The organism is Gordonia aurantiaca (assembly GCF_039939235.1).
Taxonomy (GTDB): domain Bacteria; phylum Actinomycetota; class Actinomycetes; order Mycobacteriales; family Mycobacteriaceae; genus Gordonia.
The window spans coordinates 20,894-34,557 of record NZ_JBDUUF010000001.1; the positions used below are offsets into that span (position 1 = coordinate 20,894).

The following is a 13,664-nucleotide window of genomic DNA, read 5'->3' on the forward strand; positions in this document are numbered from 1 at the left end:
GTCTCTCGGCGACGCCAGGTCACCCGCGGGTGACCTGGCGTCGCTGGTTGATCAGCAGGTTGAGGAACCTCAGCCCCAGCCCGACCAGCACCAGCGTGCTCCCCATCTGCAGCGACACGGCGACCCGCGCGCCCTGCGAGACAGCGGCGATGTCGCCGAAACCGGTCGTGGTGAAGACCGTGAGACAGAAGTAGAGTGCGTCGACCCGGGTGAGCCGCTCGTTGAAGCTGCCCGGGGCGTACTCGGAGAACAGGAAGTACGTCGTCGCGAAGGCGACGATGTAGAACGACGCCAGGGCCACCAGCATCTCCATCGCGGCCGCGACGGGATGCACGGAGCGGGTGAACTTGCGCACCTCCCACACGCAGAACGACCCCAGCAGGATCGCGCCGAGGACGAGCCCGACCGTGTTGAGGCTGCTCGCCTTGTCGATCGGCAGCAGGAAGTAGCAGGCGAGCAACACGATCGCGATGCCGATCGGGCGCAGCAGCGCGACGGTCAGGTCCCGGCGGCCGACCGCCGCCGGCGGGGTGCGCGGATCCCGCTGCCGCTCGGGACCCGGCCGTGGTGCCGGGGTCCGCGTTGCGGGGGTCTGTGATGTGGGGGTCTGTGTTATGGGGGTCTTCTGGGCCGTGGGGGCCTGGGCCGGAGACTCCGGCGCCGGGGCGTCGTCTGCCGACCCGCCGGCGCCGGTCGTCCCGTTCACCAGATCCGGACCCGCTGGTCCTCGTCGAGGTACAGCGCGTCGCCCGGCTTGACGTCGAACGCCTCGTAGAAGGCGTCGATGTTGCGGACGACGCCGTTGCAGCGGAACTCCGGCGGCGAGTGCGGATCGATCGACAGGCGCCGGATCGCCTCGGCGTCACGGGTCTTGGTCCGCCAGATCTGCGCCCAGCTGAAGAACACCCGCTGCACGCCCGTGAGCCCGTCGATCACCGGCGGCTCCGTTCCGTCGGCATCGGGCCCGCTCGCTGCGCTCCCGGCGCCGGTGTCATGGGGCCCGCTCGCTGCGCTCCCGGCGCCCTCGGCATGGGGCCCGCTCGCTGCGCTCCCGGCGCCCTCGGTGGCGATCTGGTAGGCCTTCAGCGCGATCGACAGGCCGCCCAGGTCGCCGATGTTCTCGCCGATGGTGAACTCGCCGTTGACCTTGTGCTCGGGGTCGAGCCCGGTCGGGGTGAACTCGTTGTACTGCTCGATGAGTTTGCGTGTGCGCTTGGAGAACTCGGTCCGGTCGTCGTCGGTCCACCAGTTCACGAGGTTGCCGTCGCCGTCGTACTTGGAGCCCTGGTCGTCGAAACCGTGGCCGATCTCGTGGCCGATGACCGCGCCGATGCCGCCGTAGTTGGCCGCGTCGTCGGCCTCCGGGTCGAAGAACGGCGGCTGCAGGATGGCGGCCGGGAACACGATCTCGTTCATGCCCGGGTTGTAGTAGGCGTTGACCGTCTGCGGGGTCATGAACCACTCGTCGCGGTCGACGGGCATGCCGATCTTGCCGAACTCGCGGTCCTGCTCGAACGACGAGGCGCGGGCGACGTTCCCGATGAGGTCGCCCCGGTCGACGGTCAGCGCGCTGTAATCGCGCCAGTGGGCCGGGTAGCCGATCTTCGGGTTGAACTTGTCGAGCTTGGCCAGTGCCTTCTCCCGGGTCTCGGGGGTCATCCACGGCAGCTCGGAGATGTTGCGGCGGTAGGCCTCGACGAGGTTGGCGATCAGCTCGTCCATCCGGGCCTTGGCCTCCGGCGGGAAGTGCTTGGCCACGTACAGCTTGCCGACGGCGAAGCCCATCGCGTCCTCGACGAACGCCACGCCACGCTTCCAGCGGTCGCGGATGGTCTCCGCGCCCGTCAGCGTGCGGCCGTAGAAGTCGAAGTTCTCGTCGACGAAGGCCGACGACAGGTACGGGGCGGCCGACCGCAGCAGACGCCACGTCAACCAGGTCTTCCACTCCTCCAGCGGACGCGAGGCGATCAGCGACGCCGCGCCGGACACGAAGGACGGCTGCGCGACGACGACCTCGGCGAAGGTGGGCTCGCCGGTGGTGCCCAGCCCGCCCAGCCACTCGCCGATCGGGAAACCATCTGCGGTGGAGGAGAACTCGTCGAGGGACATCAGGTTGTAGGTGAGCTCGGCGTCGCGCCGGCGCACGACGTCCCAGTGCTGGGCGGCGATCGCGGTCTCGAGGTCGAGGATCACCGCGGCGCGCGCGGCGGCGTCGTCGAACCCGGCGAGGGCGAACATGCGCTCCACGTGCGCGACATAGGCGTCACGCGTGGCGGCGTGCTTGTCCTCCCGGTAGTACGACTCGTCGGGCAGGCCGAGCCCGGACTGGGTGACGTGCACCAGGTAGCGGTCGGACCGCCTGGCGTCGGTGTCGACGTAGTAGCCGAAGAGGCCGCCGGCGCCGTGGCGCTGCAGGCGTCCGATGCGGCGCGCGAGTGCGTCGACCGAGTCGATGGCGGCAATCTTCTCCAGCTCGCCGGTGATCGGCCCGATGCCGAGCGCCTCGATGTGGTCGGTGTCCATGAAGGAGGCGTAGAGGTCGCCGATCTTCTGTTCGTCCGTCCCGCTCTCCGGGTTCGACGCGGCGCACTCGGTGATGATGTCGCGGACGTTCTCCTCGGAGTTGTCGCGCAGCACGTGGAAGGCGCCGTCGACCGACCGGTCGTCGGGGATCACGTGCGATTCGAGCCACTTGCCGTTGACGTGTGCGAACAGGTCGTCCTGGACGCGGACGGACTCGTCGACCCACTCGAGGTCGAGGCCGGACTTGAGGTCGGTGTGCGAAACAGTCACGCGTTCCATCCTGTCACCGCGGTCGCGATCCGTCAGCCGCGTTCGGTCACGGCGTAACCGCCGGATGGCCGTATGGCGCGAAACCGAGCGGATGCGCGGGGCGGGTCCCTACCGTGGATTCATGGCGGGACAAGACGTGTATGACGTCGTCGTGATCGGCGGCGGACCGGTCGGCGAGAACGTCGCCGACTACGCGATCAGGGGAAGCGATCGCACCGCCGCGATCGTCGAACACGAACTGATGGGCGGGGAGTGCTCGTACTGGGCCTGCATGCCCAGCAAGGCACTCCTCGGGCCCGGCAACGCCCTCGATGCCGCCCGCGCACTCTCCGGCGCCCGCGAACGGCTCGCCGCGTCCGGGCCCGATCCCGGGGCGGTCCTCTCCTGGCGGGACACGGTAACCGGACGCGTGGACTCCGCCCGGGTCACTCACGCCCGGGGCACTCAATACGGGGGCACTCACGACGGGGTCACTCACGATGATGCCGGACAGGTGCGGTGGGCCGAGGGCGCGGGCATCGAGGTGATCCGCGGGCACGGGCGCATCGTCGGGGAGAGGCGGGTGGACGTCGGCGGCCGGGTGCTCACCGCGCGCGAGGCGGTCGTCGTCGCGACCGGCAGCACCGCGTCCATACCGCCGATCCCCGGACTGCGGGAGGCCCTGCCGTGGACGTCGCGGGACGCCACCAACCTCGTCGACATCCCCGATCGGATGCTGGTGCTCGGCGGTGGGGTGGTGGCATGCGAGGCCGCGACCTGGCTGTTGGATCTCGGGGTGCGCGAGCTCGTGATGGCGATCCGGGGTGATCGGCTGTTGCCGCGGATGGAACCGTTCGCGGGTGAGTGCGTCGCCGATGCCCTGCGCGACCGGGGCGCGGACATCCGGTTCGGCACGACGATCGAGTCCGTCGACCGGCCCGACGCCGCGGCCACCGGCTACGGCCGCCGCCACGGAGGTTCGGCGTCGGTGCGGCTCGGTGGGGACGGGGCCGGTGAGATCGTCGTCGACGAGATCCTGGTCGCCGCCGGAAGGGCTCCCGCCACAACGGATGTGGGGCTCGACGCGATCGGCGTGGAACCCGGCGGGCCACTGCGCGTGGACGACCATATGACCGTGTCCGGCCATCCGTGGTTGTATGCGGTCGGAGATGTCAACGGCCGCAACGCATTGACGCACATGGGCAAGTATCAGGCCCGTGTCGCCGGCGACGTGATCGCGGCACGCGCCGAGGAGCGGTCGCTCGACGACCCGCGTCACACCGCGAGTTCCGATCACGGCGCGGTCGGGCAGGTCGTGTTCACCCGGCCGGAGATCGCCTCGGTCGGGCTGACCCGCGCGGGTGCCGCGAAGGCGGGTCTCGACGTGCGTGCCGTCGAGGGCGATATCGCGGTCGCCGGGTCGTACCTGGTGGACCCCGACCACTCGGGGCATGCCTGCCTCGTCGTCGACGCGGCCCGGGATGTCCTCGTCGGCGCGACCTTCGTCGGGGCGCAGACCGCCGAACTGGTGCACTCGGCGACCGTCGCGATCGTCGGCGAGGTGTCGCTGTCGAGGCTCTGGCACGCCGTCCCGTCGTACCCGACCGTGAGCGAGGTGTGGCTGCGTCTGCTGGACCAGTTGCGCTGACCGGAGGAATCGCGAGTTCGCCCGACAATCACGCCCTGGAGGTCGCGGTTGTCGGGCAAGCCTGCGATCCTGCCGACGGTACTGGTCTGACCACTTGACCACTAGGCCACCTGTGATTAGTGTCACGGTCATGCCGTTCGAGCCCATTGCCCAGCAGAGCGCACCGGAAGCCGTCTTCGACCAGATCGTCGAAGGGGTGCTGTCGGGCGACCTTCCCGCTGGTCAGGCGCTGCCGAGCGAGCGGGAGCTGGCGCGGATGCTCGGCGTCTCCCGGCCGACGGTGCGTGAGGCGCTGACCCGCGTCGCGGCCGCGGGCCTGGTGACGATCCGCCAGGGTGACGGTGCCCGGGTGCGCGACATCGCGACCTCCGGCGGGCTCGACCTGCTGCCCCGGCTGCTGATCCGCAACGGCTCGCTCGTGCCGGGTGTCGCGCGATCCGTCGTCGAGGCCCGCGCCGCCGTCGGGCCGAAGGTCGCCGGCATGGCCGCACAGCGCATCTCCGACGACGGTCTCGCGCGTTTGACCGTGATCGTCGACGACCTCGCCGCCGAACCCGATCCGATCGGCCAGCAGTTCGTGGCCCTCGAGTTCTGGAGCGCGGTCATCGACGCGGCCGACTCGATCGCCTTCCGCCTCATGTTCAACTCGTTGCGCGCGGCCTACGAACCGGCCCTGCCGGCGCTGGGGGCCGTGCTCGAGCCCGAGGTCGGGAACATCGACGGCTACCGCGCCCTCGTGGACGCCCTGCGCGCCGGCGATCCGCACGGCGCCGAGACGGCCGCCCAGGCGCTCCTCGAGCCCGCGACGACCGCGCTGCTCGACCTGTGTCGCGCACTCGACGACGCCGCGGCCGCGGGCGGCGATGCCACCGCCGGTGCCGACAGCGACCGATACGACAGCGACCGATACGACAGCGACCGAAACGACAGCGACCGAAACGACAGCGACCAAAACGGCTCTGCCGCAACAACCACCGGAGGGTGACAGCGATGTCCGCCGACGAGATCGACAGCAAGGCCCGCCGCCGGGTGGCGGCCGACGAACGACGTATGCGGCTGCGGAGGTCGATGTCGTTGCGCGACGCCTTCGCCGAGTTCCTCCGGCACCCGTCACCGTGGATCATGGCCGTGTTCCTGGCCGGCGCGCTGGTGGCCCGCGTGTGGGTCGGCGGCTGGGGTCTCGCCGACGCCATCGTGCCGGTGGTGATGATCGCGAGCTTTCCGCTGGTCGAGTGGCTCGTCCACGTGTTCGTCCTGCACTGGAAGCCCAAGCGCCTCGGTCCGGTGACGATCGACCCGCTCGTCTCCCGCAAGCACCGCGAACACCACCGGGACCCGCGCAACGTCCCGCTGATCTTCATCCCCTGGCAGGTGCTGCTGATGGTGATCGCGGCCGCGCTGGTCGTCGGGTTGCTGGTCTTCACCAGCGTCGAGCGCGGCCTGACGTTCCTCGTCGTGCTGCCGGCGATCGGCCTGGTCTATGAGTGGACGCACTACCTGATCCACTCCGACCACCGGCCGCGGCACGCGTTCTACCGCGCTCTGTGGCGAAACCACCGGTTCCACCACTACCGCAACGAGCACTACTGGTTCGCCGTCACCACCGCGGGCACCGTCGACCGTCTGCTGGGGACCTATCCCGACCCGGACGCCGTCGAGAAGTCGCCGACCGCCAAGGACCTGCACGCGCTGTCGGCGCAGCGGCGCGGGTGACGCAGGACGCGGGCCTCGGCCGAGGGTGTCGGCGCCGAGGGCCCTGGACCGCGCCGACGCTGAGCGGTGTTGACTGGCGCCGAGCGGTGCCGACTGGCGCTGAGCGGTGCCAACAGCTGAGCAGTGCTAACAGCTGAGCAGTGCTAACAAAAGTGTGAAACCATCGAACAGTGACCGATGGACCTATTGACAACGCCGTCGACGACACCCCTCGGATCGAGATCCCGTCCTCGCAACGGCTACCTGACCTGGCCAGACTCGCCCCCGGCGACGCGCCGTGGTGGCTGATCCACCGGGCGACCGGCTGGTCGATTGTCCAACAAATGGTCTGGGTGTTCCCCGACGAGGTCGACGCCGAGGCTCTGCAGCGGTTCAACGACGCCCTCTGCCGTGGCCGGTTGCACCGGCAGGTCGTCGACGCCCGGCTACCCGGCGCCCGTCCGTATTGGGTGCGGGCCGCCGAGCCGGTGCCGTTGGCCCTCGACACCGAGACGGTCGACGACGACCGGGTCGCCGACTGGGCGCTCGACGAGCTGCGCGGGGTCGGGCTCGATCCCGAGGCCGGCCGCTGCTGGCGGTTGCGGGCGGCGAGCACCACCGCCGGACGCACGGTGGCCTCGCTGTGTGCCCTGCACCTGGTTGCCGACGGACGGGCGCGGACCGCCGCGATCGTCGACGCCCTCACCGAGGCCGCCCGGGACCAGCCGGGCGCTTCGCGGCGGTCGACATCGGTGGTGGGCGACCTGCTCGACGTGGGACGCCAGACCGTCGCCGTGGGTCGTGCGGTCGCCCGGCTGCTCGCGCAGAGACTCGGCGGCGGGGAGACCGCGACCCCGCCCGACCCGCGACCGGTACGGTCGCCCCTGGCCGAGCGCGCCCCGGCCGCGATCCCGCGCTGGGCGACGGCGTCGGTGCCGGTCGAGGAGTGGGACGCCGTCGCGGGCCGGCACGGTGGCACCGCGAACACGCTGTTCATCGCGGTGCTCTCGGGGGTGCTGGGCGCCGCCGGGTATACCGCGGCCGATGCCCCGCTGAAGGTGGGCATCCCGGTGTCCAAGCGCGAACCCGGCGATCTGTCCGCCAACGCGATGGCCGGGGTGTCGGTGTACCTGCCGGGACCGACCACCCCCGGCAGCGACCTCGGCGGAATCCGCGACGAATGCCGGCAGGCCTACCGCGCCCTGGACCGCGGACGCCGATCCGCCGCCGGGCAACTCTCCGCGCTCGGTTGGTTCCTGCCACCGGCGCTCCTGGCGTCACACGCCGTCTCCGACGCCGGCTATCCCGATGCGGTCGCATCGAACGTCGGCGAGATGCCGGAGCAGGCCCTGATCATCGGCGGGGTGCGCGCCACCGACGTCACGGTCCGCGGCTTCGCGCAGGGCGTGGATCCGGCGGGGCGTCACCGCTACGGCGAGGGCGTGCAGTCCTGGATGGTCCGCACCGACACCCACGTGAGCTTCACCGTGTGTGGGTTCGACGAGACCGTCTTCCCCGACGACGCCGCGCTGCAGAAGCTCGTCGGCGAGGTGCTCGCCGACTGGGGGCTGACGCACCGCATCTGGTGACGAGGGCCGCCGCGGGCGGTCGGCCTCCGAGGGGCGGCGGCCTCAGCGGCCGCCGAGTCCGGTCGCCATCGACCACACGAGGATCTCGGCGCCCGACGCCGTCGACACCTCGAGCGTCTTGGCCTCGGTGGCCCGGATCGCATCACCGGGACCCAGCGGAAGGGTCTCGCCGTCGATCGTCACCTCGGCCTCCCCGTCGACGACGAAGACGTGCGTGAACCTCGCCGCGGGGATGCTGACCCGCGATCCGGCGGTCGGCCGCGCGGCGTAGAGCGTCGCGCCCGCGTTCGCGACGGAGATCGCGGCCCCGCGACCGGAATCGCCGGAGGCGACGGGCACGAGCTCGCCGCTCGCCAGGCGTTCGGTCACATCGGCCTGGTCGTAGCTCGGGGCCAGACCGTGGCGGTCGGGCATCAGCACCATCTGGACGTAGCGGACCGGCTCGGTGCCCGAGCCCGGCAGGTCGGGCCACGCGTCGTTGCGCTCGGAGTGGTCGACGCCGGTGCCCGCGCTCATGCGCTGCACTAGGCCGGGATGCAGGACGCCCGAATGGCCCGCGGAGTCGCGGTGGACCAACGTCCCGGAGACCACCCATGTCACGATCTCGCTCTCCTGGTGGTGGTGAAGGTCGAATCCTTCACCGGGGGAAACGATCTCGTCGTTGATCGCCAGCAGCGAGCCGAAGTGGGTGTTGTCCGGGTCGTAGTGGTCGCCGAACGAGAAGCTGTGCCGCGAGGTCAGCCAGTCGGTCGTCGTCACGAACCGCTCCTCGTCCCGCACCACGATGAAGGCCATGCCCCCATGATCGCAGGCGACGCGTAGCCGACTGCCGCCCGGTTTGCCTATATTCGGTGTGGCGAGTCGCGGCTTTCGAGTCGGCGGTCCGGCCCACCCGAAATGGGTGTGCTCCGCCACAGGCTTGCCGGTTGTGGCTCGAGATCACATGTCGAGATGAGTTCGTGACCGCCTTGATTCCCGAATGGAAGCTGGCGGCATCGATTTCGAGTGTTACAACAGTGAAAATTGGGTTCATGAAGATCTGGGTCAAGCGAGCAACGTCCGCCGCTTGTGCCGCGGTCACCTGTGCCGTCGTCGTGAGCTCCTGCGCGCTCACCGATTCGTCGAACACCGGTGCCGCCGCCGCCATCGATGCATTCGCCACCGCCCTGAGTCGTCAGGATGCCGGTGGTGCGGCCGACTTCACCACTGCCCCGGGGCAGGCCGGTGAGGCCCTCGCGACCACGCTGCAGGGGATGTCTGCGCAACAGATCGACGTCGACGTGGACAATCCGGTCGAATACAGCGACGGCACAGCGACATTCGCCGTGACGACGAAGTGGAAGTGGGGCGAGGACCGTGCCTTCGAGGCGAGCAGCGAGGGCACGGCCCGCAAGCTGTCGTCGGGGTGGAAGGTCACCTGGGATCCGTCGATCCTGCACCCCGGCCTCGTCGCCGGCGGGCATCTGCGCGAGATCCGGACCGACGCGAAGCCCGCCCCGTCGGTGCGCAGTCGCTCCGGCAAGGTCTTCATGCACCTCGAACCGATCCACGAGATCGTCATCGATCCTGCACAGACCCGCGACCTGTCCGCCACCGTGCGGGCCGTCGCAGGTGTCATCGCGCCGATCGCGCCGCTCATCACCCCGGAGGTCATCAACGCCGAGCTCGCCGAGAACCCCGGCAAGCCGATCGTCGCGGTGGCGCTGCGCGAGCCCGATCTGCAGGTTCTCGCGGGTGATCCCACCAAGGTCCCCGGGGTGAGCATGAAGCGCGCCGACCGGCTCGTCATGGCCGACCGACGGTTGTCGTCGCCGCTCGAGGACGGGCTGACGAACTACTGGCAGGCCATCCGTGACGCCACCGCGGGCTGGCAGGTGCAGCTGGTCAACCCCGGCCAGCGTCCGCGCAAGCTGGTCGGCGAGCAGGGCCCGCCCGGACCGGACGTGCTGTCGACCATCGACCAGAACGTGCAGCTGACGCTCGGCGACGCCGCGGTCGAGGTCGGCCAGCCGGCCACGATCCTCGCGCTCGACGCGCAGACCGGCGCGATCCTCGGCATGGCACAGAACGACCACGCCGCCGAACGCGAGATCGACATCGACACCCCCTACCCGGTCGGCCGAACCCTCGATCCCGTCTTCGACGCGATCGGAAGGATCGCCGAGTCGAATCCGGACCGCGCCGAGACCCTGCTCGACAAGCTCGGCCTGGGCGTCCAGTTCACGGTGCCCGGCGCGACCGTCCCGACCGCGGGCCAGCCCGGCATCACGACCATCGGCTACCGGCCGGGCCAGTCGAACATGTCGATGGCCAACATGGGCGCCCTCGGGGTGGCGCTGGCGCGTGCCGCGGTCGGCCGTCCGTCGTCGGTGCCGCCGTACGTGCTCAAGAACGTGCCCACCAAGGTGACCGGCGGCGAGCTCGGCGGCCTCGAACCCGCCCTCTTCGAGCCGATCCTGAAGGCGATGACCGCCACCGCCGCGACCGGCGACGCCAGTGATCTGACGCGCGCCCCGGGCCTGAAGGCGCTGGTCGGAACCAACGGACCGCAGGGCCCGGGATGGTTCGTCGGCGTCCAGGGCGGACAGGTCATCGTCATCTACACCGAGGGCGAGAGGTCGGGTACCGCGGCGCTGCAGGTGGCCCAGAAGTATTTCACCCTCAAGTAGCCCCGCGGTCGGCTCCACCCCGCGGCGTCCGGACACGGGCCCCGGCGGAGCGGAGGTCTACCTCGCGGCGCGCCTGCCCAGGTACGCGAAGACCGCGCGCCATCCGAGCAGGAACAGGCCCAGGGCCACGGTCGCGACGATCACGAAGCCGGTGGCCACGCCTTGGCTGAGGATGAAGCGCAGGACCATCCCGACGGCCACCGTGCAGACCCAGATGACGATGCCGACCGGCACCATGCGGTCGGGGCGGAAGTCATGGCCGAAGAAGTCTGCGGAACGCACATGCGCGTACACGTAGGTGATCGACCAGCCCGCGGCGCATCCGACGAGGAACGGCCACAGTGTGTGCAGGAAGGCGATCGGTGCGTAGCCCTCCTCGTGGCTGGCCCGTCCGATCACCACGAAGACGAAGATGGCGACCGCGTCGAACAGGGCGGCCACCGGCCAGGTTGCGATCCCCCGCGCCGGTGAGGTGCCCTCTTCGGTCGGGTTGGAGCTCGGCATGGTCGTCTACCGTACCGGGTCGGGCGGCGGATCAGGGTCGGACCCTCGGCCGTGCTCGGTGGGCGCCGGGCCCTGCCGACCGGTCTCCTCCTCCTCCTCCTCGAGGTCGTGTTCGATCTCGTCGATGAAGCTGTCGTCGCGCCGGATGCGGTTGCGGAACATCACCGCGATGACGACCCAGCCCACGGCCGCGACGAACACGTAACTGATGATGCGGTAGATCAGCACGGCCGTGATGGCGTCGGCCGCGGGCATCCCGGCACTGGTCAGGGCGGGAACCAGCACGGCGTCGACCACGCCGATGCCGCCGGGGAGCAGCGGCACCGCGGTGCCCACCGCCTTGCCCGCCGCGTAGGCCACCATCAGGCCGGAGATGCTCGGGTGCGCGTCGACGGCCCAGCAGGCGAACATCAGGCAGGCCACGTCGGCGACCCAGTTGAACAGGCTCCAGCCGAAGGCGATCGAGGTGTCGCGCTTGGTCAGCTGCACCGCGCGCAGTTGTTCGAGGGTCTCGAAGAGCCTGGCCCGGCCGTGGTGGTCGGGCTTGTTGCGGATCTGGTTGATCCAGCCGAGGACCCGGATGCCGGTGCTCTTGAGCGAATCCGGATGGCTGGCCAGGTATTGCAGCACCACCGCGACGGCGATGAAGCTCGTCACCGAGAAGACGACCGAGAACGGGCTGGTCTTGGCGCCTGCGAGCATCGCGCCGCCGAATCCGAGGACCGCGAGGCCGACGCCCGCGAGCAGGCCGGACATCACGACCTGCCACGAGGCGACGACCGGCGTCGCACCCCACTTGCGGGTCTCGCGGTAGGTGAAGGCCGGGGCCAGCACCTGGCCGCCCGGCATCGTCTGGCTCAGGGAGTTCGCCGCCAGGATGACCGAAAGGGACTTCCACTGCGTGACCGGCACCCCGGCCGAGCGCAACAGGGCACGCTGGACCTGGGCGAAGCTGTCCATCGAGAGCATGGCGGCCACGGTGCAGGCGAGCACCCAGTGCCATTTGATGTCGCCGATACGCAGCCACGCCTTCTTCAGCTCGGGCCAGATCAGGACGACCTCGACCCCGAGGATGATCAGCACGACGGCCAGGAGGATCCAGCGGACCCACCAGAAGCGGGGACGCGTGGCCGGGCGCGACGCCGCGTCCTCCGGCAAACCAACATCCTCCGACATACGTGCCACCCTAGGCCAGCCGACGGCGTCGACCGGCCACCCCCACCGGGCAAACACCCGGTCACATCCGTGCAGGCACGTAAACGCGCCGTCGCGCTGCTGTGGTTGACCGCCGGCACTGTTTACTGTGGCTCTCGTGAGCGAAGCCGAACCGGCCGGTCGGCCGCATGACATCCGTGACCTCGCGTCGATCGACCGTGCCAAGGTCCACCCGACGGTGCGGGCCGCGGCCGAATGGTCGTGGCGCATCCTCCTGCTGCTCGCCACGGCCTACGTCGCGGGCAAGCTGTTCCGGGAGTTCGAGGAGGTCCTCGTCCCGGTGGCCCTCGCGGTCCTGATCTCCGCGATGCTGGTGCCCGCGGTCGACGCCCTCGACCGGCGCCGGGTGCCGCGCTCGCTCGCGGTGCTGCTGAACATCCTCGTCGCGTTCGGGGTCATCGCCGGGGTGCTGACGTTCGTGGTGCGCGAATTCGTCCGCGGCGTCCCCCAGCTCGTCGACCAGGTCGAGACGACGATCCAGGAGACCAAGAAGTGGCTCATCGACGGGCCGCTCGGACTGGACCCGGAGTCGGTGCAGAACTTCGGCACCGACATCCTCGACTTCCTCGAACACAACCAGGACCGGGTCACCAGCGGCGCGCTCGCGACGGCGTCCACCGCCACCGAGATCATCACCGGCGCGCTGCTGACGCTGTTCCTGGTCATCTTCTTTCTCTATGGCGGCGACCAGATCTGGCGGTTCTCGGTCGGAGTGGTCCCGGCCGGGAGCCGGGACCGCGTGTGGCGGGCCGGGATCGCGGGCTTCGGCACGCTGGTCGGCTATGTGCGGGCGACCGTGGCGGTGGCCTTCGTCGACGCCTGCGGCATCGGTGTGGGTCTGGCGATCCTGCAGGTGCCGCTGGCGCTTCCGCTCGCCTCGCTGGTGTTCCTCGGCGCGTTCATCCCGATCGTCGGCGCGCTCGTGAGCGGTTCGCTGGCGGTGCTCGTCGCCCTGATCACCCAGGGCTGGCTCGCGGCGGTCGTCGCGCTGGCCATCGTCGTCGGCGTCATGCAGCTGGAAAGCCATGTGCTGCAGCCGTTCCTGCTGGGCCGGTCGGTGCGGCTGCATCCGGTGGCGGTGGTCTTGGGCATCGCGGCCGGAATCGTGTCCGCCGGGATCATCGGCGGTCTGCTCGCCGTGCCGCTCATCGCGTTCCTCAACACGGCCATCCGCTACCTCAACGGGACCGCGAACCGCACCGCGGCCGGCGAGGAGCTCACCGGGACGGTCGACGGCGTCGGGTTGGTGGAACCGGCCCCGCCCATCTGGGACGCCCCCGATCCGGACGCCGCGGCACAGGCCGTTGCGACAGGCGGTGCGGGGGTCGGGCGGACCGCAGCCCGAGGCGGTGAACGGTCTCCGGGCCACGCGCCCGCGTCCGACGACGGAGACGGAGATCGAGACGGTGACGGTGACGGTGACGCCGGGACGAACGGACGCGGCGTGCCATGACCCTGCCCACGCGGTGGTCGCATCTGCGCGACGCGGGGAACGGTTGGGTCGCGCAGATGCGTGACGCGGGGAACGGATGGGTCGCCCAGGTGCGCGACACGGAGAACGGATGGGTCGCGCAG

Annotated in this window: 11 protein-coding genes; 6 read left to right on the forward strand and 5 right to left on the reverse strand. The window is 70.4% G+C overall.

Features of this window, described 5'->3' with window-relative positions; translation table 11 throughout:
* Positions 1-19 precede the first annotated feature (19 nt).
* A complete protein-coding gene (locus tag ABFT43_RS00130) occupies positions 20-706 on the reverse strand; it encodes a potassium channel family protein (protein ID WP_347958379.1) in 687 nt (228 codons plus the stop codon).
* Entirely contained in the window at positions 703-2,802 is a 2,100-nt protein-coding gene (locus tag ABFT43_RS00135; RefSeq protein WP_347958380.1) for a M13 family metallopeptidase, read from the reverse strand. Before ABFT43_RS00135 ends, ABFT43_RS00130 begins: the two co-directional genes overlap by 4 nt.
* A 112-nt stretch (positions 2,803-2,914) precedes the next feature.
* On the opposite strand from ABFT43_RS00135, the gene ABFT43_RS00140 reads away from it, so the two are divergent.
* The 4 genes from ABFT43_RS00140 to ABFT43_RS00155 all read left to right on the forward strand — a co-directional run bounded on the left by ABFT43_RS00140 (position 2,915) and on the right by ABFT43_RS00155 (position 7,701).
* Complete coding sequence (locus ABFT43_RS00140; protein ID WP_347958381.1) at positions 2,915-4,420, forward strand: dihydrolipoyl dehydrogenase family protein; 1,506 nt, start codon at positions 2,915-2,917, stop codon at positions 4,418-4,420.
* A gap of 130 nt (positions 4,421-4,550) precedes the next feature.
* Positions 4,551-5,405 carry a FadR/GntR family transcriptional regulator gene (locus tag ABFT43_RS00145; protein WP_347958382.1) on the forward strand — a complete coding sequence of 285 codons (855 nt, stop codon included), beginning with the start codon at positions 4,551-4,553 and terminating at the stop codon, positions 5,403-5,405.
* 5 nt (positions 5,406-5,410) lie between these two features.
* Entirely contained in the window at positions 5,411-6,133 is a 723-nt protein-coding gene (locus ABFT43_RS00150) for a sterol desaturase family protein (protein ID WP_347958383.1), read from the forward strand.
* A 170-nt stretch (positions 6,134-6,303) separates the two neighbouring features.
* On the forward strand, positions 6,304-7,701 hold the full coding sequence (locus tag ABFT43_RS00155) for a hypothetical protein (protein ID WP_347958384.1): 1,398 nt from the start codon (positions 6,304-6,306) through the stop codon (positions 7,699-7,701).
* Positions 7,702-7,743: 42 nt separating this feature from the next.
* Here ABFT43_RS00155 and ABFT43_RS00160 read toward each other — a convergent pair whose 3' ends face one another.
* On the reverse strand, positions 7,744-8,496 hold the full coding sequence (locus tag ABFT43_RS00160; RefSeq protein WP_347958386.1) for a pirin family protein: 753 nt from the start codon (positions 8,494-8,496) through the stop codon (positions 7,744-7,746).
* A gap of 236 nt (positions 8,497-8,732) precedes the next feature.
* Here ABFT43_RS00160 and ABFT43_RS00165 point away from each other — a divergent pair, with 236 nt between their 5' ends.
* Positions 8,733-10,370, forward strand: coding sequence for an NTF2-like N-terminal transpeptidase domain-containing protein (locus ABFT43_RS00165; protein WP_347958388.1), 1,638 nt, complete (start codon positions 8,733-8,735; stop codon positions 10,368-10,370).
* A gap of 57 nt (positions 10,371-10,427) precedes the next feature.
* On the opposite strand, the gene ABFT43_RS00170 is transcribed toward ABFT43_RS00165, so the two are convergent.
* Together ABFT43_RS00170 and ABFT43_RS00175 are read right to left on the reverse strand one after the other, a co-directional pair.
* Complete coding sequence (locus tag ABFT43_RS00170) at positions 10,428-10,874, reverse strand: DUF3054 domain-containing protein (RefSeq protein WP_347958389.1); 447 nt, start codon at positions 10,872-10,874, stop codon at positions 10,428-10,430.
* 6 nt (positions 10,875-10,880) lie between these two features.
* The gene (locus tag ABFT43_RS00175) at positions 10,881-12,050 is read right to left on the reverse strand and encodes a lysylphosphatidylglycerol synthase transmembrane domain-containing protein (protein ID WP_347958390.1); all 1,170 of its coding nucleotides are present in this window, start codon (positions 12,048-12,050) and stop codon (positions 10,881-10,883) included.
* Between the two features lie 136 nt (positions 12,051-12,186).
* On the opposite strand from ABFT43_RS00175, the gene ABFT43_RS00180 reads away from it, so the two are divergent.
* Complete coding sequence (locus ABFT43_RS00180) at positions 12,187-13,542, forward strand: AI-2E family transporter (protein WP_347958391.1); 1,356 nt, start codon at positions 12,187-12,189, stop codon at positions 13,540-13,542.
* The last annotated feature ends 122 nt before the right edge of the window (positions 13,543-13,664 follow it).